The 20,488-nt window shown below is 55.4% G+C and carries 18 protein-coding genes; 10 read left to right on the top strand and 8 right to left on the bottom strand.

The window, feature by feature from the left end:
* Positions 1–135 precede the first annotated feature (135 nt).
* Positions 136–1,794 (top strand): NAD+ synthase, encoded by a 1,659-nt coding sequence (locus ACIRQ6_RS10195; RefSeq protein ID WP_420860481.1) that lies wholly within the window; start codon positions 136–138, stop codon positions 1,792–1,794.
* A gap of 19 nt (positions 1,795–1,813) precedes the next feature.
* Entirely contained in the window at positions 1,814–2,182 is a 369-nt protein-coding gene (locus ACIRQ6_RS10190) for a hypothetical protein (RefSeq protein WP_420860480.1), read from the top strand.
* Between the two features lie 2 nt (positions 2,183–2,184).
* On the opposite strand, the gene ACIRQ6_RS10185 is transcribed toward ACIRQ6_RS10190, so the two are convergent.
* Positions 2,185–3,099: an MBL fold metallo-hydrolase gene (locus ACIRQ6_RS10185; protein ID WP_420860479.1), complete on the bottom strand. Its 915-nt coding sequence runs from the start codon at positions 3,097–3,099 to the stop codon at positions 2,185–2,187.
* 131 nt (positions 3,100–3,230) lie between these two features.
* Here ACIRQ6_RS10185 and gltX point away from each other — a divergent pair, with 131 nt between their 5' ends.
* A complete protein-coding gene (gene gltX, locus ACIRQ6_RS10180) occupies positions 3,231–4,553 on the top strand; it encodes a glutamate--tRNA ligase (protein WP_420860478.1) in 1,323 nt (440 codons plus the stop codon).
* 63 nt (positions 4,554–4,616) lie between these two features.
* A complete protein-coding gene (locus ACIRQ6_RS10175) occupies positions 4,617–5,951 on the top strand; it encodes an MATE family efflux transporter (protein WP_420863892.1) in 1,335 nt (444 codons plus the stop codon).
* On the opposite strand, the gene ACIRQ6_RS10170 is transcribed toward ACIRQ6_RS10175, so the two are convergent.
* From ACIRQ6_RS10170 to ACIRQ6_RS10160, 3 genes are read right to left on the bottom strand one after another with little or no spacing between them, the layout of a single operon-like run.
* Entirely contained in the window at positions 5,934–6,452 is a 519-nt protein-coding gene (locus ACIRQ6_RS10170; RefSeq protein WP_420860477.1) for a gamma-glutamylcyclotransferase, read from the bottom strand. The genes ACIRQ6_RS10175 and ACIRQ6_RS10170 overlap by 18 nt on opposite strands.
* A complete protein-coding gene (locus ACIRQ6_RS10165) occupies positions 6,452–8,968 on the bottom strand; it encodes an ABC transporter permease (RefSeq protein WP_420860476.1) in 2,517 nt (838 codons plus the stop codon). The genes ACIRQ6_RS10170 and ACIRQ6_RS10165 overlap by 1 nt, the downstream gene beginning before the upstream one ends.
* Positions 8,965–9,660 carry an ABC transporter ATP-binding protein gene (locus tag ACIRQ6_RS10160; protein ID WP_420860475.1) on the bottom strand — a complete coding sequence of 232 codons (696 nt, stop codon included), beginning with the start codon at positions 9,658–9,660 and terminating at the stop codon, positions 8,965–8,967. Before ACIRQ6_RS10160 ends, ACIRQ6_RS10165 begins: the two co-directional genes overlap by 4 nt.
* Between ACIRQ6_RS10160 and ACIRQ6_RS10155 the strand changes: the two genes are divergently transcribed.
* Entirely contained in the window at positions 9,659–10,354 is a 696-nt protein-coding gene (locus tag ACIRQ6_RS10155; RefSeq protein WP_420860474.1) for an arylesterase, read from the top strand. The genes ACIRQ6_RS10160 and ACIRQ6_RS10155 overlap by 2 nt on opposite strands.
* Before the next feature lie 150 nt (positions 10,355–10,504).
* The gene (locus ACIRQ6_RS10150; RefSeq protein ID WP_420860473.1) at positions 10,505–10,636 is read left to right on the top strand and encodes a hypothetical protein; all 132 of its coding nucleotides are present in this window, start codon (positions 10,505–10,507) and stop codon (positions 10,634–10,636) included.
* 112 nt (positions 10,637–10,748) lie between these two features.
* Here the strand turns inward: ACIRQ6_RS10150 and ettA are convergent, their stop codons facing one another.
* Positions 10,749–12,404, bottom strand: coding sequence for an energy-dependent translational throttle protein EttA (gene ettA / locus ACIRQ6_RS10145; RefSeq protein ID WP_420860472.1), 1,656 nt, complete (start codon positions 12,402–12,404; stop codon positions 10,749–10,751).
* A 76-nt stretch (positions 12,405–12,480) separates the two neighbouring features.
* Between ettA and ACIRQ6_RS10140 the strand changes: the two genes are divergently transcribed.
* Entirely contained in the window at positions 12,481–13,086 is a 606-nt protein-coding gene (locus tag ACIRQ6_RS10140) for a nicotinate-nucleotide adenylyltransferase (protein ID WP_420860471.1), read from the top strand.
* Here ACIRQ6_RS10140 and ACIRQ6_RS10135 read toward each other — a convergent pair.
* Positions 13,048–13,881 carry a DMT family transporter gene (locus ACIRQ6_RS10135; protein ID WP_420860470.1) on the bottom strand — a complete coding sequence of 278 codons (834 nt, stop codon included), beginning with the start codon at positions 13,879–13,881 and terminating at the stop codon, positions 13,048–13,050. The two genes, ACIRQ6_RS10140 and ACIRQ6_RS10135, sit on opposite strands and share 39 nt — an antisense overlap.
* An 83-nt stretch (positions 13,882–13,964) precedes the next feature.
* Between ACIRQ6_RS10135 and dacB the strand changes: the two genes are divergently transcribed.
* Positions 13,965–15,461 (top strand): D-alanyl-D-alanine carboxypeptidase/D-alanyl-D-alanine endopeptidase, encoded by a 1,497-nt coding sequence (gene dacB, locus ACIRQ6_RS10130; protein ID WP_420860469.1) that lies wholly within the window; start codon positions 13,965–13,967, stop codon positions 15,459–15,461.
* Positions 15,451–17,085 (top strand): AMP-binding protein, encoded by a 1,635-nt coding sequence (locus ACIRQ6_RS10125; RefSeq protein WP_420860468.1) that lies wholly within the window; start codon positions 15,451–15,453, stop codon positions 17,083–17,085. Before dacB ends, ACIRQ6_RS10125 begins: the two co-directional genes overlap by 11 nt.
* On the opposite strand, the gene ACIRQ6_RS10120 is transcribed toward ACIRQ6_RS10125, so the two are convergent.
* Together ACIRQ6_RS10120 and ACIRQ6_RS10115 are read right to left on the bottom strand one after the other, a co-directional pair.
* Positions 17,077–18,291 (bottom strand): MFS transporter, encoded by a 1,215-nt coding sequence (locus ACIRQ6_RS10120; protein ID WP_420860467.1) that lies wholly within the window; start codon positions 18,289–18,291, stop codon positions 17,077–17,079. The two genes, ACIRQ6_RS10125 and ACIRQ6_RS10120, sit on opposite strands and share 9 nt — an antisense overlap.
* A 68-nt stretch (positions 18,292–18,359) precedes the next feature.
* Positions 18,360–18,779: a tellurite resistance TerB family protein gene (locus tag ACIRQ6_RS10115; RefSeq protein WP_420860466.1), complete on the bottom strand. Its 420-nt coding sequence runs from the start codon at positions 18,777–18,779 to the stop codon at positions 18,360–18,362.
* 110 nt (positions 18,780–18,889) lie between these two features.
* On the opposite strand from ACIRQ6_RS10115, the gene ACIRQ6_RS10110 reads away from it, so the two are divergent.
* The gene (locus ACIRQ6_RS10110) at positions 18,890–20,464 is read left to right on the top strand and encodes a lysine--tRNA ligase (protein WP_420860465.1); all 1,575 of its coding nucleotides are present in this window, start codon (positions 18,890–18,892) and stop codon (positions 20,462–20,464) included.
* Positions 20,465–20,488: the final 24 nt, after the last annotated feature.

Below are 20,488 nucleotides of genomic sequence, written 5' to 3'. Positions count from 1 at the left end.
TGGTTTCATGCTTTGCCAAAGCAAGGCCCAGCCTAGAACAGGCCTTTGGCAGGGGCAACGCTTTTTGCGCTGTTGGTCTTTCACTTGAGCGTTGATCTGCTACATCACCCTCATAGCAAGGCAAAAGGCGTACCAATGGCGGACCGTTTTCAACTTACTTTGGCACAATTAAACCCAACCGTTGGGGATTTGGCAGGCAATCGCGCCAAAGCAAAAGCCGCGTGGGATCATGCCAAAGCGGCCGGCAGCGACATGGTTGCCTGCCCCGAGATGTTCATCACGGGCTATCAAGTGCAGGATTTAGTCCTAAAGCCTGCTTTTGTTGCAGACGCCATGGCCCAGATCGAAGCCTTAGCCCGCTCCTGTGCTGATGGTCCGACACTGGGTGTGGGCGGGCCCTACAGCGAGGATGGCCGCCTTTATAACGCATATTTCATCCTTAAGGATGGCAAGGTTCAGGCGCGGATGCTCAAGCATTTCTTGCCGAACTTCACTGTTTTTGACGAAGTCCGCCTTTATAATCGTGGTGCAATCCAAGGACCCTATGCAGTGGGCGACATCCGCATCGGCAGTCCGATTTGTGAAGACGCGTGGTATTTGGATGTCTGCGAAGCCATGGTGGAAAGCGGTGCTGAATTACTGATGGTGCCCAATGGATCGCCCTATTACCGCGACAAATTCGAGACCCGAATGAACCATATGGTGTCGCGGGTCATCGAAAATGATGTGCCGTTGGTCTATCTCAACATGGTCGGTGGCCAAGACGATCAAATGTTTGATGGCGGTTCGTTTGTGCTGAACCGTGGTGGCCAGCTGGCCCATCAGTTGCCACTTTTTGACGAGGCTTTGCGCGAGGTGGTGTTTAATCGCGTCGATGGCGCATGGGTTGCCGAGGACGGCGAAAAAGCCGTAGCGCCAGACAGTTACGAGCAAGATTACCGCGTTATGGTCGAAGCCTTACGCGACTACATGGGTAAAACCGGTTTCAAAAAGGTGCTTTTGGGCCTGTCTGGTGGGATCGATAGTGCCATCGTTGCGGTGATTGCCGCGGATGCGCTGGGCCCTGAAAATGTACGCTGCGTGATGCTGCCGTCTGAATACACATCAGACGAAAGCCTTGATGACGCGGGCGAAGTGGCGCGAAATCTGGGATCGAAATTGGACACTGTCAGTATTGCAGGGCCGCGCGCGGCTGTAACTGATGCGCTTGCGCCTTTATTCGAAGGCTTGGAGGCAGGCCTTACCGAGGAAAACATCCAGTCGCGTCTACGCGGACTTTTGTTGATGGCGCAATCCAACAAATTTGGTGAGATGTTGCTGACCACGGGCAACAAATCCGAAGTGGCCGTGGGCTATGCGACGATCTACGGCGATATGTCCGGCGGCTATAATCCGATCAAAGATATGTATAAAACCCGCGTGTTTGAAACCTGCCGTTGGCGCAACGCCAACCACAGGCCTTGGATGATGGCCCCGGCGGGCGAAATGATCCCACCGCGGGTAATTGACAAACCACCTACCGCTGAATTGAGGCCGGATCAAAAAGACGAGGACAGCTTGCCGCCTTACGACGTGTTGGACGGGATCCTAGAGATGCTGATCGACGATGATGCGTCGGTCGCTGACTGTGTGGCCGCTGGATATGATCGCGACACGGTCAAAAAGGTCGAGCATCTGATCTACATCAGCGAATACAAACGCTACCAATCTGCTCCGGGGGCACGGCTGTCTATGCGGGCATTCTGGCTGGATCGACGCTATCCCATTGTGAACCGCTGGCGGGATGAAAGCTAAGGCAATTGTCATAAGCTTGATGACGGCTACGTCTGCGCAGGCTCAGGTCTGCGCTACGGAACGACCCGATTGGTCGCCGTTGGATGGGCCAGTCAGCGCCTTACAAGAATTGGAGTATTTTGGCACTTCGCCTCTGGGTATTGCTTTGATCGTTTTGTTCTTGGCCCATTTAGTGTTTGCCAATCGCCTCACGCTGTATTTGACCTTGGTCACAGCGGCATTTGCAATTCTGGCTCAAACCGAAATGTTTTGGGCACCGGGGCATCTGTTGGCGCAAAGCTATTCAGAAGGGTGTCGGGGGGTGCCTTGGGCGACACTGCCGTTGATTGCGGCTCTGGCAATTGGCGCGGTCCTGCGCCAAGCCTATGCCTGGCGCAGGTCGATGTAAATTTAGCCCATCAACTGGTAGCTGTGCGGCACATAATGGAAGCCGTCACCGCGCGTATCCACAAAACCCAACCCGGGGAAGGGCATGTGGTAGCCGATTGTCGGTACTTTTTCCGCAGCCAACATACCCAAGACCTTGCGACGCGACGCGGCGGCGGCTGATTTGTCCATGTCAAACTTCACTTCCCAGTCAGGATAGGCCAGCGACCAAACATAATGGTTGGCCAAATCCGCCATCAACAACAGCTGTGTGCCATTGCTTTCCAACATATAGGTCATGTGACCAGGTGTGTGGCCTGAGGCCTCCATCGCGGTGATGCCGCCGCGCACGTCTTGGCCGTCTTCCAAGAAGGTCATTTTTTCAGCCAAAGGCGCGACCTTTTTGGCGAAGTTCTCGTTGTCTGTCTTTGACCAAGCGTCGAATTCTTTACGGCCCGTGACATAAGCGGCATTGGTGAATGTCTCGCCTGCATCGCCAGACAGACCGCCGATGTGATCGCCGTGCATGTGAGTCACCACCACGTGTGTGATGTCTGCAGGGGTGTAGCCTGCGCTGGAAAGGGCATTGGTAATACCAGCTGGGTTCAGACCTGTATCAAACAGGATCACTTCGCTGCCTGTATTCACAACTGTCGGGGTGAAAAAGAACTGGGCGGCGTCTGTCCCGATAAAGTTCTCGGCGCTAACGGCTGCAAATTCTTCTGCATCCACGTTCATCCCGAAAATATTCTGAGGACCGTCTACCGCGCGGCTGCCTGCCAGCAGTGTCGTCACTTTGAACTCACCGACCTGAAAATCGCGAGAGCTTGGTAGGCTGGCGGCATGGCCCCCGGCGGATGCAGATCCGGCAAAACCAGCGGCAAAGGGCAGGGCGGCGCTACCTACAAGGGCTTGACGGCGAGAGAGCTTGAGAGACATAGTGTGTTCCTTCCGAAAAAATATCGATATTTTTGAGTTAGGACGCAGTTTGAAAAGATCAAACAAAGAAATGCGTGAACTGGACAAAAAACGTGCCATATGAAATGGCATCGCCAACAGGAGACCGCATCATGACCACAACTCGCTTTGCACCGTCACCCACTGGGTATCTACATGTTGGCAATTTACGGACTGCCGTCTTTAACTACCTGATTGCGCGCAAGGCAGGTGGGACGTTTATCTTGCGGATCGATGATACGGATCCTGAACGATCCAAAGAAGACTACGTCGAGGCTATCAAAGAAGACTTGTTGTGGTTGGGCCTGAAATGGGACCGGGTCGAGCGGCAGTCAGAGCGTTTGGGCCGGTATTCAGAAGCCGCAGATAAGCTGCGCGATATGGGGCGGTTTTACGAGGCGTTCGAGACGCCAGTTGAATTGGATCTCAAGCGTAAAAAGCAGCTCAATATGGGCAAGCCCCCTGTGTATGATCGCGCGGCCCTTGATTTGTCTGAAGCCGATAAAGACGCGCTGCGTGCGGAACGTGGCGGTCATTGGCGGTTCAAGCTGGATCAAGATCGCATTGCCTGGACCGATGGTATCTTGGGTGAAATTTCTATTGATGCAGCCTCTGTTTCAGATCCTGTGTTGATCCGTGGGGATGGTCAGGTTTTATATACCTTGGCCTCGGTCGTGGATGACACAGATATGGGCGTGACCCATGTCGTGCGTGGGTCGGACCATGTGACCAACACGGCCACGCAAATTCAAATGATCGAAGCAATCGGTGGAACTGTCCCAAGCTTTGCTCACCATTCCCTGTTGACGGGCCCACAAGGCGAGGCGCTGTCGAAACGCCTTGGCACGTTGGCCCTTCGCGATTTGCGTGCGCGTGGCGTTGCGCCTGCGGCGCTGCTCTCTTTGATGGCGCGTTTGGGATCCTCGGATCCAGTGGAGTTGCGCAGTGGTCTGGACGAAATTGCCGCAGGGTTTGACCTTACAAAGTTTGGCTCAAGCCCTACGAAGTTCGACGAACAGGACCTGTTCCCGCTTACCGCCAAACACCTGCAAAGCCTTACCCTGACGGATGTCGCGGATCAGATCGCGGATCTGGGCGTGCCTGCTGATTTGGCAGCGCAGTTTTGGGATGTGGCCAAAGATAACATCACCACACTGCATGACCTTGATGGCTGGTGGCAGCTCTTTAGCCATGGCGCGGATCCATTGATCGAAGACGAGGACGCGGATTTCGTGGCCGAGGCTTTGGCATTGCTGCCTGATGGGCCCCACACCGATGCCAGTTGGGGCGAATGGACGGCTGCGGTCAAATCCGCGACTGGGCGTAAGGGGCGAGGCCTCTTTATGCCGCTGCGGCGCGCGATCACGGGCTTGTCACATGGGCCGGACATGTCCAAGGTGTTGCCACTGATGCAGGTGATCAAAGCCAAGGGATAACCAATTGTGACAGATAGCCAAGCGACCTTCCTGACGGGCAATTTGTTTCGTCACATCTCGGTTATGTCGCTGACGGCCTCTGTTGGGTTAATTGCGGTTTTTGCGGTCGACTTCATCGATATGATTTTTATATCGATGCTGGGGAACGAGGCCTTGGCGGCGGCCATTGGCTATGCTGGTGCTATTTTGTTTTTCACGTCCAGTTTTGGCATTGGTATGGCCATTGCGGCAGGGGCCGTTGTGGCCCGAAGTTTGGGTGAAGGTGATGCCCAATTGGCCAAGCACAAAGCCACAAACGCCTTGATCTATGGCGTTGTTTTTGGGGCAATTTTTGCATTGGTTGTTTGGTTGAACCTGCGAACCTTGGCTGAGTTAATGGGAGCAAAAGGCGAGACTTTGGATCTGGCCGTCTCTTACCTGCAAATCATCGTACCCTCACTGCCTATGTTGATCGTGGGCATGATGGGCGGGGCTATTTTGCGCGCCCATGGGGATGCCAGCCGGGCGATGATGGCGACAATCTACGGCTCGATCGTGAATGGGGTTTTGGATCCGATCCTAATCTTCGGCCTTGATTTGGAACTGACCGGGGCCGCATGGGCCAGTGTTGCGGCACGGGTCACCATTGGGATGACGGCTCTGTTGCCGATCATTCGCCATCACGGCGGTTTTGAACGGCCGTCGTTCAATAGCCTGAGCCAAGACTACGGGTCGATTTTGGCGATTGCCTTTCCAGCGATCTTGACGCAACTGGCCACACCGGTTGGGCAAGCCTTTGTGACCCGCTCTATGGCGCAGTTTGGCGAAGATGCGGTTGCTGGCATGGCAATTGTCGGGCGCCTGACGCCTATTGCGTTTGGAGTGATCTTTGCCCTGTCCGGAGCGGTTGGTCCGATCATTGGCCAAAATTTTGGGGCCAAATTGAACCAACGGGTGGCCACCGCTTTCCGAGATGCTTTGATTTTCGTGGCGCTTTATATCGTTGTTGTATCTGGCCTTTTATTTTTGCTGCGCGGATTGATTGCCGATTTATTTTTGGCCGAAGGGATTACCTTGGAATTGGTCTATCTGTTTTGCGGTCCGCTCGCGTTGATGTTCTTTTTCAACGGTGTGATGTTTGTGGCCAATGCGGCGTTTAACAACCTTGGTCATCCTTTTTATTCAACGATAATGAACTGGGGGCGCCAAACATTGGGCACCCTGCCGTTCATTTTGGTAGGCGCAGAATATTTAGGGGCGGCTGGCATATTGATTGGCCAATCTGTCGGCGGTGTGGTGTTTGCCGTCGTCGCGTTCTTGCTCGCACGCCGTGTGATCAGCGACGGAGGGCGGGAGGCTCAAAAAGATCCATTTGCCCGTCAAAGCCGTTTGATGGCGTTGCTACATTTGCGCCGCTAAGACAAAAGCGTCGACAGAATTTTGCAAGGTAGGATCAATGGTTTGCGCGCGTGGATAAATTGGCTTGCTGCGGTCATCGATGATCTCATGATCCCAGCCCTGCGTGGTTTCAAAGAAATGAGCAGGCCCCTCTGGGCCAAAGCGATCCAGATAGCCTTGGATGACCACATCTAGGTAGCTCAACAAGATTTTTCCGCGTGGCTTTGGGTCTAGGATAGTTTCGTCAACGATATAAATTGCCGTGTTTGCTGTGATTTGAAGGCGTTTATAACCTGTTTCGCGCAGGTCCAGATCGGCCCAATTCCCGTCCGGCACTCTGGCCGATAGTCCCCATAATTGGCTCGCTGGCGAAGGCTCGACACTCAAGAATGCGATGTCGCGCAGGACTGTTTTGCGCCAGACGCGGGCCCAACCGTCAATTTTGCTGTTTTGAGGGTCTGGGTAGCTATGGGTGCGGGTGTTGACCAAGGACCCAAACCCGAAAAAGCGTGGCTCTTGCATTATTGCTGGGCCCGTAGAACCTGCGCTGGACGGCTTGAAAGGGGGCGCCATGAGAACCACAAACCAGTGGCCAAGGTTGCCAGAATACCGCCTAAGATGATGGCAATAGCGGGCCCCCAGAAAATCTTATAGTCGGTTTCGAAGACATAGTTCGCGACGGCCCAACCCGCCAGACAGCCGACAAACAAGGCAATTGCACCGGCAGACAGCCCCAAAATCAACGAACGCTGCACAAAGCTGGCAAGGATTTGTCGCCGATTTGCACCCAAAGTCTTTAAGATGGCTGCCTCGTACACGCGCGCGCCTTCGCCTGCTGCAGCGGCCCCGATAAGGACCATAAAGCCAGTGAGCAACGTTGCTGACGCCCCGTAGGATGTCGCGGCTGCAAGACTGCCCAACAGGCCTGCGACCCGATTGATTGCATCGCGCACACTAATGGCTGTGATGTTTGGATATGAGGTGGATAGATCGCGCAAAATCTCAGCCTCAGCGGACTGTTCGGCGTAGACTGTGGCGATGTGGGTATGCGGCGCGCCAGCGAGAGCGGATTGGTTCATGGCAAGAATAAAGCCGATCCCAGCTGTGGAAAAATCCACCTCGCGTAGGCTGGCAACCGTCCCAGTGATGTCCCGGCCCAAAATATTGACGGTCAATGTGTCGCCCAAGGCAATCCCCATTTCCTCGGCTTCTTCGTCGGCAAAGCTGATCAGGGGGGGGCCATCATAGTCCTCAGCCCACCATTCACCTTGGGTTAGAACTGTGTTTGACGGCATTGGGCCTGCGTATGTGACGCCACGGTCCCCATCGATCACCCAATGATCGCCGGCAACGTCTCGTGCGGGTTTTCCATTGATTTGACTGATAACGCCACGCAGCATTGGGGCCGTTTCGACGCGGCTGACAGCAGGATCTTCGCCAAGCCGGGTTTTGAACCCGTCAAGTTGGTCGTTTTGGATATCCACGAAGAAATAGCTTGGGGCGACCTCTGGCAGGTTGCCTGAGATGGCGTTGCGCAAGGTGCCATCAACCTGGCCAATAGCCGCCAACACCGACAAACCCAACCCCAAAGACAAAACGACGGATGTAGCTTCGGACTTTGGACCGCCGATTGCCCCCAGCGCCAGCCGTGTGCCTGTTTTTAAGCGTCCTTTAGAGAGGTAACGCGACGCCTGTTTGAGCCCCGCCGCGACTACCGCAAGGATCGCGAGCGCTCCCAAAATTCCGGCGGCGGTCCATCCCGTAAGCCATAGGTTATCCGAGAAAATAGCGGCTACCCCCACCAAGGCGATGACCAAAACGATCAGGGCGAGCAGATAGGGCAAGCGCGGGATCTGCCGCGTGCCGCCCAAAGCGTCACGGTAGAGGGCCGTGGCGCGCACGTTTTCCGTGCGTGACAGTGGCCAGAGGGTAAAGATCAGTGCGGCCAATATGCCGTAGCTGATGGCCTCAAAAATAGGTCGTGGATAAAGCCGGAATTCGGCAGGAACCGGCAGCCGGTCTTGGATCAACGGGGCCAAGGCCATAGGAAGGCCTGCGCCGACAACGACGCCGATGGTCAGGCCGATCAAGGTCAGTATTCCGATCTGGATAAAGTAGATCGCAAAGATCGTGTTTCTTCGCGCACCGAGTGTTTTCAAGGTAGCAATCGCTGCGGTTTTACGCGCCAGATAGGTGCTGACTGCGGCAGAGACGCCAATGCCACCAACGGCCAGTCCAGACAGTCCGACAAGGATCAAAAATGATCCTAGCCGGTCAACAAAGGCCTGAACCCCAGGGGCGCCGTTGCGGGCGTCTTGCCAGCGTAACCCAGAGTTCTCGAAAGCCGTTTCAGCCTCTGATTGCAGTTCTGCCAGACGGGTTGGATCGGGCAACATAAGGCGGTATTTGGTCGAAAACAATGTGCCCGGACCGATAAGACCAGCGTTTTCAAGGTGAGCCGTCCGAACCAAAGTTCGTGGGCCCAGTCCAAATCCCCCGCCAGCGCTGTCGGGCTCGCGTGCTATGAGAGCGCTCAACGTGAATTCTTGTAGTCCCAAAAAGAAGGTCTCGCCCACGTCTAAACCCAGCCGGGCGGCCAACACTGCCTCCATCACGGCGCCGGGGTTCGGGGGCGTGCCGAGGGCCTCCGCCAGATCTATGGCAGGCTCAAGTTCCATCTGGCCCGCCAGCGGGTACAGGTCATCAATCGCTTTGACTTGGGTCAACGCACGTTCATCTATACCGTCAATTTGGGCGACGGCCATTGACCGGAATTCCACGATTTCAGAGACTTGCGAGGCGTTCTTGATCATCCAATCCCGTTCGGCATCATTGGCAAAGCGGTAGGTGAATTCCAACTGGGCATCGCCACCAAGCAACACTGCACCTTGTTCCGTGATCCCTTGTAAAATTGCACTGCGCACGGTGCCCACAGCGGCAATAGCTGCCACGCCCAAAGCCAAACACAACAAAAAGATGCCAAACCCGCGCAAGCCACCGCGCAATTCACGCAACGCCAGAGTGAATGCAACACTCATGCTTGACGGGCCAAGGGGACGGGTTGTTCTTCAAGTTGGCCGTCTAACAGACTGATTTTGCGATCACATCGGTCGGCTAGATCATTTGCATGAGTGACCATAATCAGCGTTGCATCATGATGATCTCGCAAGTTGAACAGCAAATCGATAATGGCGCTGCCATTGGCCTGATCAAGATTCCCAGTAGGTTCATCAGCCAGCAAAATTTCGGGGCGCGGGGCCGTCGCGCGCGCCAGTGCTACCCGCTGTTGTTCGCCACCAGAGAGTTGGCTGGGGTAGTGATCCATTCTGTCGGCAAGTCCGACATCCGCCAGCGCATCACGGGCGCGCGCAGTGGCATCCTTGCGGCCTGCCAGTTCCAAAGGCACGGAAACGTTTTCAAGCGCGGTCATCGTCGGCAAAAGGTGGAAAGATTGAAACACAACCCCCATATGATCCAAACGAAAACGCGCCAGTTTATCTTCATCCCAATGGGTGACATTCTGGCCCAAAATATCGATCTGCCCGGCGGTGGCCTGTTCCAAGCCGCCCATGATCATGAGGAGAGATGACTTGCCAGACCCCGATGGACCAATCAGCCCGACCGTTTCGCCGGTTGCGACCTCTACGTCGATGTTGCGCAAAATCTCGATAGGGCCAGCGTTGCCAGAAAGCTCGAGACCGATGTTGGACAGGGTTAAGGCAGCGGGCATGGCGTGGGCTTTCTTTCGCGGAATCCGTTCTATTGGATATGGTGCGTCCGCCGTTCTTCGCAAGTCCGTTTTGTTCATGATATTTGCCCCAGTTGTTGCGTTGGCCGAACCGGTCAAGATCGCAGCCCTTGGGGACAGTTTGACCCAAGGGTACGGATTGCCCGCCGAGGACGGCTTAGTGCCAAACCTTGAAGCTTGGCTTAACGCAAACGCGCAAGACGTGGTTTTGATCAATGCTGGCGTGTCGGGCGATACCACCGCCGGTGGTTTGTCGCGGGCGGAGTGGACGCTGACACCGGATGTGGATGGGCTGATTGTTGCATTGGGCGGTAACGATATGCTGCGGGCCTTGGACCCAGCACAAGCCAAGTCAAACCTTGCCGGGATTTTAGAGGTGGCGCGCACTAAATCAGTGCCTGTGCTGTTGGTCGGCATAGAGGCACCCAGTAACTACGGGCCTGCCTATAAAGAGGCCTTTGACGCAATGTACGGCGCCTTGGCTGAGGAATTTGGCACGCTCTATTATCGCTCGTTTTTTGATGTTTTCGTCCAGCAGGGCTTGTCTCAAACGGAGGTCCAAAAATTTCTGCAATCGGACCGTATTCACCCAAATGCCGAGGGTGTTGATATGATTGTAGAAGGACTGGGGCCGGAGGTCATAGAGTTGATCAAACTTCTAGATGAGGCCCAATGAAAAACGCCGGTTTTGGCGCGAAATACGGATTTTGGACCATAGCTTGCGCAAGATCCTAAAATTCTATGGAAAAACTGGGGTCTATGCCTAGACTTTTGTCGCCCTTGCCCCATTTCGAAAGGTGCAAACGTAACTGAAAGGCCACCCATCGTGCACGAAGATGATATCCGAAATGACCCCGAAATGCAGCTGTTTTTCAAAGCCGCGAACTTGGCAGCTTTGGGCTGTATCGCGTTTGCGTTTGTTGCGCCGATCTATCTGTTCGTGACCCTGGCGTTTTAAGGCACCAGCCAGCGTGTGCGGATTGCCACAATCGCGGCTTTCAAATCCAGATAGTTTCCGGTGCTGCTTGTTGCAAAGCAGGCACCGATAAATTTAAAGGTTCGCGCGTTGGTTAACGCGCGAATTTTTTGTGTTTAATCCGCTTTGGTTCCAAAGCGTCTGGGCCGAGGCGACGTTTCTTGTCCTCCTCGTAGTCGGCAAAGTTGCCTTCGAACCATTCGACATGGGCATCGCCCTCGAACGCGAGGATATGGGTGCAGATCCGGTCAAGGAAGAAGCGGTCGTGGGAAATCACCACGGCGCAGCCTGCAAAATCGACCAATGCATCTTCGAGGGCGCGCAGCGTTTCGACGTCCAAGTCGTTGGTCGGCTCATCGAGGAGCAGCACATTGCCACCAGATTTCAACAGCTTGGCCATATGAACGCGGTTGCGTTCACCGCCCGACAGGATGTTCAGCTTTTTCTGCTGGTCGCCACCTTTGAAATTAAAGGCCGAACAATACGCGCGGCTGTTCATTTGCGCGTCACCCAGTTGGATGATCTCGCCACCGGAGGAAATTTCTTCCCAAACTGTGCTGTCGCCGTCTAATGCATCGCGGGATTGGTCGACGTACGACAACTCAACCGTGTCGCCAAATTCTACGCTGCCTGCATCGGGGGATTCCTGACCTGTGAGCATTTTGAACAGGGTCGATTTACCGGCGCCGTTGGGGCCTATTACACCTACAATACCGCCGGGGGGCAGGGAAAAGCTGAGATCTTCGATCAGCAGCTTGTCGCCCATGGCTTTCTTTAGGCCATCAACCTCGATCACCTTGCCGCCCAAACGAGGGCCATTGGGAATAATGATCTGAGCGCGGCCCATTTTCTCGCGCTCGGATTGGTTCGCCAAATCGTTATAGGCCGCAATCCGAGCCTTGGATTTGGCTTGGCGCGCTTTGGCGCCCTGACGCATCCATTCCAATTCACGCTCAAGCGTTTTTTGCTTGGATTTGTCGTCTTTTGCTTCGCGTTCCAGACGTTTTGCCTTGGCTTCCAGCCAGCTGGAATAATTGCCCTCATGGGGGATGCCCGATCCACGATCCAATTCCAAGATCCATCCGGTGATGGCATCCAAGAAATAGCGGTCGTGCGTGACGATCAGAATTGTTCCTTTGTAATCAATAAGGTGTTGTTGCAGCCACGCGATGGTTTCTGCGTCCAAGTGGTTTGTCGGTTCGTCCAAAAGCAGCATGTCGGGTGCTTCGAGCAGCAGCTTGCACAAGGCGACACGGCGGGCTTCGCCGCCAGACAGAGTGCTGACGGCTGCATCATCGGGGGGGCAGCGCAAGGCCTCCATACTGACGTCAATTTGAGCATCCAGATCCCAGAGATTTTGCGCGTCAATCTCGTCTTGCAACTGTGCCATCTCATCGGCGGTCTCATCCGAGTAGTTCATCGCCAATTCATTGTAGCGATCCAAAATTGCTTTTTTGCCTGCCACGCCCAACATCACATTGCCACGCACGTCCAAACTGTCGTCCAGCACGGGTTCCTGTGCCAAATAGCCAACAGTCGCCCCCTCAGCGGCCCATGCCTCGCCCGCGAAGTCCTTGTCTTGGCCGGACATGATCCGCATCAAACTGGACTTACCGGTGCCGTTCACACCGACGACGCCAATTTTGACGCCGGGCAAAAAGTTCAAGCGGATGTTTTCAAAGACTTTCTTGCCACCTGGATAGGTTTTCGACACGCCGTCCATGAAATAGACGAATTGATTGGCTGCCATGGTATTCTCCGATAAAGAGCGATGAGTTGAGAGTTGGTGTAGTCAATACCGAAGAAGGGGGCAACCACTGGTCGCCATGGATCGAAGCGGATGGCCGATAGCGCGGGCCGGGCAGGTCGTTGGGCTGTTGGGTGGGTCATTTGATCCAGCCCATGAAGGGCATGCGCATATCACACGCGAGGCGCTCAAACGGTTTGGCTTGGATCAAGTGTGGTGGCTGGTGTCACCGGGCAACCCCCTGAAGAAACGCGGACCGGCCCCGTTGGACCAACGCGTTACCCTTGCCCAAAGCGTCATACAGCATCCACGGGTGCGGGTGACAGGGATCGAGGCGGATTTGGGCACACGCTACACGGCGAAAACCCTGACAGCCCTTCAAGCCAATTATCCACAAGTGAATTTTGTTTGGCTCATGGGGGCAGATAATCTGGCCCAGCTGCACAGATGGCAGGATTGGCACAGCATCATGGCCACGGTACCTGTTGGTGTTTTGGCCCGTCCGGGGGATCGGATTTCGGCACGAACAGGCATGGCAGCCAGGGTCTACCGAGGCGCCAAGATCAGCGGACGTCAGGCCCTAAAATTGGGCCACGCTGCGACGCCTGCGTGGTGTTTTGTGAACGTGCCAATGTCGTCGGCATCTTCAACGGCGATCCGCGAGCAGCAGCGAACAAAACCCTGATGTGATCAATATGGCCAGCCCGATCCACGTCAGGGTGTCTGGGAGGGTACTGAATACCAACCATCCAAGGGCCGTTGCAGCAACCAGTTGGAAATAGACAAACGGCGCCATGCGTGTGCCCGGTTGCAGTCGAAGGGCAAACAACAGCAAAAGATTGCCAAACATTGAAAAAAGACCTGATAAGGCGCTGAGGCCTGCAATTTCGAAAGTGATTGTGGGGGAGTTGAGGACTGCAAAGGGCGTGGTAATGATCATTGCGATAAAAAGCTGACTGAACAGCAAGGCTTTTGCAGGTACGTCATTTGCCAACCAGCGTGTCGCGGTCAAGTAGCTGCCATAGAACAGTCCGGCGACCACGGCCCATATAAGTCCCGGTGTCATGCCAAACCCCGGTTTGACCACCAAGAGAACGCCGCCAAACCCAATCAGCAGTAGGACCGATCGCCCAAAACTGATTTTTTCGCCCAATAAGAGCGCTGACAGGACATAGGTCAGGATTGGGCCGATAAAAAATGCGCCAAATACGTTGGCCATGGGTTCGCGTGCCAAGCCCATCAAAATACAGCAAATACCACCTGTTATGAGGCTTGCCCGAAGGATCACGCGCCAATCCGCAAGGAACCGCCACGCCGAAATCGGGGTCAGCGGCAAAACAACGGCGGTTCCGATCACAAACCGAATCCAAGCGGCCCAAATTGGGGTGACTTGATGGGTACCGGTCAGAAGTTTGGCCGCCGCATCGCCAGAGGGGATCAAGGTCATTGCGACCAGCATAAGAAGGACGGCACGTGTCATGATTTCGCGCTATCACGCGGATGCGAAGGTGGCCAGAGCAAGGGGCGCTTGTCAGCCCTGTCGTGATACGGTTTAGTTAACGTATGGCCCAGAAATTCATTTATTATTTTTCCCGACGCGCACTGCTTGGCCTTTTGGCCGCAGGGCTTGCCAGTCCAGGCTTGGCCAAGGCGCCAAATTCGTCGTTGCGGCCTGTTGCGCGCCCCAAGGCCGGCGTAAAGCCGCGCCGTCCAAACGCAGACCAGTTGGTGGAGGCGGCAGGCCTGACTGGCACGGCGGCTTTTGCGGTGGCGGACGTGTCATCAGGCAAGCTGTTGGAAAGTCGCGGTGCGACGGCGTTGATGCCACCGGCCAGTGTCGCCAAGGTGATAACGGGGCTTTATGCCTTGCAAACCCTTGGATCAGAGCATGTTTTCCGCACGTCTCTTTATACAAATGGCGTGGTTGAGGGGGATGTTCTTAAGGGGGATTTGATCCTTGTGGGGGGAGGAGACCCTGTGCTGAGTTCAGATGATCTGTCGCAGTTGGCATCCGATCTGAAGGCACGCGGCATTCGTGGTGTGAAGGGTCGTTTTTTGGTTTATGGCAAGGCACTGCCATTTGTTGAGCGCATCGATGACGCGCAGCCGGATCACGTGGGCTATAATCCTTCTGTTTCTGGCATGATCCTTAATTTTAATCGGGTCCATTTTGAATGGCGCCGCGCCAGTGGTCGCTACAGCCTTAAAATGGACGCGCGCACCCGGCGTATTCAGCCCGCCGTTGCCAGCGCCACCATGGTTGTCGCAGATCGTGGCGCGCCGGTGTATGGCTATCGTCAATCTGGGGGGATCGACCAGTGGAGTGTGGCGCGTGGTGCTTTGGGCGGTGGCGGTGCGCGTTGGTTGCCGGTGCGCAATCCCGAGGTCTATGCAGGCGAAGTATTTCGCACGATTGCGCGGTCCCACGGCGTTTTGGTGCCAAAGGCGCAGGTGTCCAAAACCCGTCCTGCAGGCAAAGTCGTGGCGCAGCATTCCAGTCCGCCCTTGTCTGTGATTGTGCGCGACATGCTGAAATTTTCGACGAATGTCACGGCTGAGGCGGTTGGCATGGCGGCCACCGTTGCGCGTAAAGGCCAAGTCAGCAGCCACAAATCCAGTGCGCGCGAGATGAGCCAATGGGCCGCACGCAAATACGGGACAAAGGCCAAGTTTGTAGATCACTCGGGTTTGGGAGACAGCAGTCGCGTCACGGCACAGGATATGGTGACCACGCTGGTGGCGGCCCACGGATCGGGGTTCGGAGAACTGCTCAAGTCGATCCCGATGCGCAATGCGGACAACAAAATCATTCCAAACTCGCCGCTGAAAGTGCGGGCCAAAACCGGCACGCTGAACTTTGTGAGCGGGCTAGGGGGCTATTTGACGGCACCTGGCGGGCGCACGCAGGCGTTTGCGATCTTCACCGCCGATGTTCCGCGCCGCAAAAGCATCCCAAAGTCCGACCGCGAAAAACCGCGGGGTGCAAAGACGTGGAATGGTCGCTCGAAAAAACTGCAACAGGCACTGTTGCGGCGGTGGGGCGCTGTTTATGGCAGCTAACCGCGCTGTTTTGCGGCAGATGATGGATTATTCCAGCACTCATGCCGCGTTTGATTGGATTATTCCCGATCAGTTTAACATTGCCACGGCGATTTGCGACCACGGGCTGGAGCATTACCCGGATCGCAAAGCGATTGTGGACATTGACAAAAACGGTCGGGCCACGCCCCATAGCTTTGCCGCCATAGATCGCGACAGCAACCGTTTGGCCCATGTTCTGGAGGGCGCGGGTGTTGGGCGTGGAGCGGCTGTTGGAATTTTGCTGCCGCAACGTGTCGAGACAGCTTGGGCGCATCTGGCGACGCTGAAAATGGGGGCGGTGTGTTTGCCGCTGTTTGTGCTTTTTGGCCCGGACGCGCTGCTGCATCGGTTGCGCGACGCCAAAGCCAAGGTCGTTATCACGGATGCCAAGGGCGCGCTGTTGCTGCGGGAGCTGCGCTCAGAATTGCCGGACCTTTTGGTTATTGATGTGGATGATCATGGGCCAATGGGTCTTGGGCCACAGATGGCTGATGCCCCCGTCACTTTTTCTTCTGTTCACACCCGGGCGGATGATCCCGCAATCCTGATCTACACATCTGGCACAACCGGGCCACCAAAGGGCGCGCTGCATGGTCACCGGGTCCTTCTGGGCCATTTGCCCGGGTTCGAATATGGGCTGAATTTTGCGCCTTACCCTGACGACGTGATCTGGACGCCTGCAGACTGGGCGTGGATCGGGGGCCTGTTGGATGTGCTGCTACCAGCGCTTTATCATGGGATCCCAGTTGTTGCGCATCGGTTCGACAAATTCACCGCGCAAGCAGCCTTTGATTTGATGCAGGACCATAACGTCACGCTTGCGTTTTTGCCGCCCACAGCGCTAAAGATCATGCGCCTTGAGCCGGCCCCAAATCCGCTGGCGCTGCGTGCGATCATCAGCGGTGGCGAGGCTTTGGGTGCGGATATGATCGCCTGGGGTGAGGCGACATTCGGGTGCACGATCAACGAAATTTACGGCCAGACCGAATGCAATCTGGTTCTGATGTCATGCGCGGCACTAGAACCCGTCACACCAGGAATGATGGGGCGACCCGTCCCCGGATTTGATGTGGCTGTGCTGGACCAGGCGACAGGCGCAAGTGTGCCCGACGGTCAAGAAGGGGTGATTGCTGTGCGGGCACCAAACCCGGTGATGTTTTTGGAATATCTGGGTCAAAGTGCTGCAACTCAGGACAAATACGTCGAAAATTCTGATGGCCGATGGCTGGTCACAGGGGATATGGGCGTCCGGCACGCCAATGGGCTATTTCAGTTCCTTGGGCGCGAGGATGATGTAATTTCCAGCGCGGGCTACCGCATTGGACCTGCCGAGATCGAAACCTGCCTGCAGACGCATCCGATGGTTGCCATGGCGGGAGTGGTAGGCACACCTGATCCGATCCGAGGCCAAATCGTTGCGGCTTGCGTAACTTTGGTCGAGGGCGCGCGGCCCAGTCCGACACTGGCCGCCGAGATCGCAGAGCACGTCAAAACACGCCTTGCAGCCTATGAATATCCGCGCCGTGTGGAGTTCTTGGACGAAATGCCGATGACCCCAACAGGTAAGATCGTGCGCAGCGCCCTGCGCAAGCGGCTAAGCTAGACTGCGGCGCGCAGCCCTGACGGCAGCCCAACTGATCATGGTGGATACTAGGAAATATACAGAAATTGCAGGCATTTGCGCCTCAAACGTAATCCCGTAGTCGATCAAGATACCGCTAAGGGCTGGACCGATTGCGGATCCGATAACCATCAAGGCTGTGGCAAAGGCTTTGATCGATCCAATGTGCTTGGTTCCAAAAACTTCAGACCAAAAGGCTACCAAAACGGTGCCGTTGCCGCCTTGGGCTAAGGCCATAAAGAGCAGGCCAATGATCAACCCCATCAGGCCCGCTGCCCCCCAAAGTGTCAAAAAGCCAACCACAAGTGGCAGACCAATATAGGGCAGAAGGCGGCTGGCCCCGAACCTGTCGATCATCGCGCCAAATATCAGGGCAAAGCCGATGGTCGAAAACGTGTAGACGGGGAACAATGCAGTAAGGGCCTCATGGGAAATCCCTTTGGTCCCCGCAAAATGGACTTGCTGAAAGAAAAATGCGGTTCCAAAAGCGCTGGGTCCCATGATCAGGGGTGCAAGCGACCAGATCAGCCAATGCCTAAGGGCCATGGGGCGGTTCCATTGAAGCCCGTGCATGCCTGTTGTGCTGTCTTGGGCGGCCAGCGATTGCGGCGTGCGTTCTTGGGAGAGCAACCGGTGCAGCAGCGGCATCATGACAAGGCAGGCGATAACAGGCAACAGCCACAAACTGCGCCACGAGAATTGCGTCAGCATCAGTGCAAAGGCAAAGGGTAAAAACGCCTCACCCAAGGAAAACCCCAGTTGTGATACGGCTATCGCCCGACCTCGGGCGGCGACGAACCAACGAGACATTGCGACCAATGCGCTGTGATGCAACATGCCTTGGCCAAAAAGCCTCAGCCCAAAGATAATAAAGGGAATGGCCCAAACGGATCTGTTCCACGCCATAGCCGTGGCCAAAATAGCCAGACCACACAAACACAAAATCGCTAAATTGCGGGCTCGAAATTTGTCAGCGAGGCCTCCGGCCCAAATCATCAATAGCCCAGAGGCAAGGGTACCCGCACCGTAAAGTTGGCCCCATTGCCCATCAGTAATCCCAAAGTCCGCCATGATCTGAGCGGCGAAGATTGAGATAAAGAAGGTTTGGCCGATACAGGACCCAAAGGTCATCACGCCGCCTGCACCCAGCCAGCGGGCGTTGGCAGTAAGAAACGGGGCAGGGGTCATATGCAGGGCTTTGCTAAAGGCTGGGTTGGCGCGACAGTTTCAGCCCTACAGTCAGAGTGCAAGAGATGTCAGAGGATCATATGGCGGGCTTTGGCCCCACGTTCGATGGCTGCGGCATGCAGCGGGTCAAGACGCAACTCGTACCGGATTTCTTCCAAAACGCGCAGTTCCGGCTGGCCGGTTTTACCATCGGCTGCAGCCACTTCGCAGGCCAAGGCATAGGCTGTTTCAAATAGATGATCCGGCAGCGCGTCGCGGATCAAACCAAAAAGCGCCTCCAGCCCGTCTTCTTGTTCCAACAAATCAAACACAGCTTGGCTGACAAGGGTCAACTTGTCCGCGTCATAGCCCGCAAAAACAGGCAGGTTGTTGATGGCATTGGTGATCTGCATCAACTCGGATGTGCGCATATTGGTGTCCGAGGCCGAGACCAAGATCATAACGGCCGCAAGACTGTCTTGCGCAGTAAGAGGGGCTGTGATGGGCACGGGGCGGTTGTTCCTTTGGTCGCTTTGCCACCAATTTATTGACGCCCCCCCCACACCGCAATAGGTAGCGGCCCAGATGACGGGTTTTTCGTCATTTTAGGAGATAATCAATGTCTGACATCCGTGAAGAAGCGCTAAATTCCAAAGCATGGCCTTTTGAAGAGGCGCGGCGCTTGCTCAAACGGGTCGCAAAGGCCCCGCCGGAAAAGGGCTATGTGCTGTTTCAGACAGGCTATGGACCCAGTGGTTTGCCGCATATCGGAACCTTTGGCGAGGTGTCACGCACAACCATGGTCCGGCGTGCGTTCGAGATGATCAGTGATATTCCTGCGCGTTTGATCTGCTTTTCAGACGATATGGACGGCTTTCGCAAAGTGCCCTCCAACGTGCCGATGCAGGAGGAGTTGAAGCAGGATCTGAACCTGCCGCTGACCAAGGTGCGCGATCCATTTGGCACGCACGATGGCTTTGCCCAACACAACAATGCGCGTCTAAACGAATTTTTGGACAGCTTTGGCTTTGAATACCAGTTTATCAGCGCGACGGACTATTATCAGGCCGGTAAGTTTGATGAGATGCTGCTGCGTGCTTTGGACCGCTTTGACAAAATCCAAGATATCATGCTGCCAACACTAGGCGAAGAACGTCGCGCAACCTACTCGTGTTTCTTGCCTATTTCGCCCAAGACCGGTCACGTTTTGCAGGTGCCGACCCTAGAACGCAATGTAGCAAGAGGCACGATTGTTTACGAAGAACCTGACGGCGAACGGGTTGAAATCCCTGTCACCGGCGGCAACGTGAAAATGCAGTGGAAGGCTGATTGGGCCATGCGCTGGGCGGCATTAGGCGTGGACTACGAGATGTCAGGCAAGGACTTGATCGACAGTGTCACGCAATCCACCAAAATCTGTCGCGCCTTGGGGGTCACCCCACCAGAAAGCCTGTCGTATGAGTTGTTCAATGATGAATTGGGTCAAAAGATCTCCAAGTCGAAAGGCAACGGCTTGTCGATGGAAGAATGGCTGACCTACGCAGCCCCCGAGAGCCTGCAGTATTTCATGTATCAAAAGCCCAAGACGGCTAAACGGTTGTATTTTGATGTGATTCCAAAGGCCGTGGACGAATATCACCAGCAACTGCGCGGGTATTCGGACCAAGACACAAAACAGCGCTTGGCCAATCCAGTGTTCCATATTCATGGCCACAACGTGCCTGCCTCCAACATGGTTGTGCCGTTTTCTATGCTGTTGAATTTGGCCTCCGTCGCGGGGGCTGAAGAAAAGGATCAGTTGTGGGGCTTTATCCAACGCTATGCGCCAGAGGCGACGCCGCAAACCCATCCTGACCTTGATGCCGCGGCAGGATTTGCGGTGCGCTACTACAATGATTTTGTGAAACCCGAAAAGACCTACCGTTTGCCAAGCGACGTAGAGCGCGAGGCCCTGTTGGATCTGCGCGAACAGTTGAAAACTTGGGACGGTGGATTGGATGCCGAGGCTCTGCAATCGGTGGTTTTCGCCTGTGGACGCGAGCGGTTCGACCCATTGCGCGAGTGGTTCAAGGCGCTCTATGAGGTTCTGCTAGGGGCGTCCCAAGGGCCGCGGTTTGGCGGGTTCATCGCCCTTTATGGGATCGATGAAACGATTGCCTTGATCGACAAGGGGCTGAACGGCGATCTGTTATAGGCGGGGTATTTGACCTTTAGCTTA

The sequence above is a fragment of the Algirhabdus cladophorae genome (genome assembly GCF_044772865.1).
Taxonomy (GTDB): domain Bacteria; phylum Pseudomonadota; class Alphaproteobacteria; order Rhodobacterales; family Rhodobacteraceae; genus Algirhabdus; species Algirhabdus cladophorae.
This window is presented reverse-complemented; position numbering and strand designations above follow the sequence as displayed.

Coding starts and splice junctions, on each gene's coding strand:
- ACIRQ6_RS10195 (WP_420860481.1), top strand. CDS start 136: ATGGCGGACCGTTTTCAACTTACTTTGGCACAATTAAACCCAACCGTT.
- ACIRQ6_RS10190 (WP_420860480.1), top strand. CDS start 1,814: ATGACGGCTACGTCTGCGCAGGCTCAGGTCTGCGCTACGGAACGACCC.
- ACIRQ6_RS10185 (WP_420860479.1), bottom strand. CDS start 3,099: ATGTCTCTCAAGCTCTCTCGCCGTCAAGCCCTTGTAGGTAGCGCCGCC.
- gltX (WP_420860478.1), top strand. CDS start 3,231: ATGACCACAACTCGCTTTGCACCGTCACCCACTGGGTATCTACATGTT.
- ACIRQ6_RS10175 (WP_420863892.1), top strand. CDS start 4,617: ATGTCGCTGACGGCCTCTGTTGGGTTAATTGCGGTTTTTGCGGTCGAC.
- ACIRQ6_RS10170 (WP_420860477.1), bottom strand. CDS start 6,452: ATGCAAGAGCCACGCTTTTTCGGGTTTGGGTCCTTGGTCAACACCCGC.
- ACIRQ6_RS10165 (WP_420860476.1), bottom strand. CDS start 8,968: ATGAGTGTTGCATTCACTCTGGCGTTGCGTGAATTGCGCGGTGGCTTG.
- ACIRQ6_RS10155 (WP_420860474.1), top strand. CDS start 9,659: ATGGCGTGGGCTTTCTTTCGCGGAATCCGTTCTATTGGATATGGTGCG.
- ACIRQ6_RS10160 (WP_420860475.1), bottom strand. CDS start 9,660: ATGCCCGCTGCCTTAACCCTGTCCAACATCGGTCTCGAGCTTTCTGGC.
- ettA (WP_420860472.1), bottom strand. CDS start 12,404: ATGGCAGCCAATCAATTCGTCTATTTCATGGACGGCGTGTCGAAAACC.
- ACIRQ6_RS10140 (WP_420860471.1), top strand. CDS start 12,481: ATGGATCGAAGCGGATGGCCGATAGCGCGGGCCGGGCAGGTCGTTGGG.
- ACIRQ6_RS10135 (WP_420860470.1), bottom strand. CDS start 13,881: ATGACACGTGCCGTCCTTCTTATGCTGGTCGCAATGACCTTGATCCCC.
- dacB (WP_420860469.1), top strand. CDS start 13,965: ATGGCCCAGAAATTCATTTATTATTTTTCCCGACGCGCACTGCTTGGC.
- ACIRQ6_RS10125 (WP_420860468.1), top strand. CDS start 15,451: ATGGCAGCTAACCGCGCTGTTTTGCGGCAGATGATGGATTATTCCAGC.
- ACIRQ6_RS10120 (WP_420860467.1), bottom strand. CDS start 18,291: ATGACCCCTGCCCCGTTTCTTACTGCCAACGCCCGCTGGCTGGGTGCA.
- ACIRQ6_RS10110 (WP_420860465.1), top strand. CDS start 18,890: ATGTCTGACATCCGTGAAGAAGCGCTAAATTCCAAAGCATGGCCTTTT.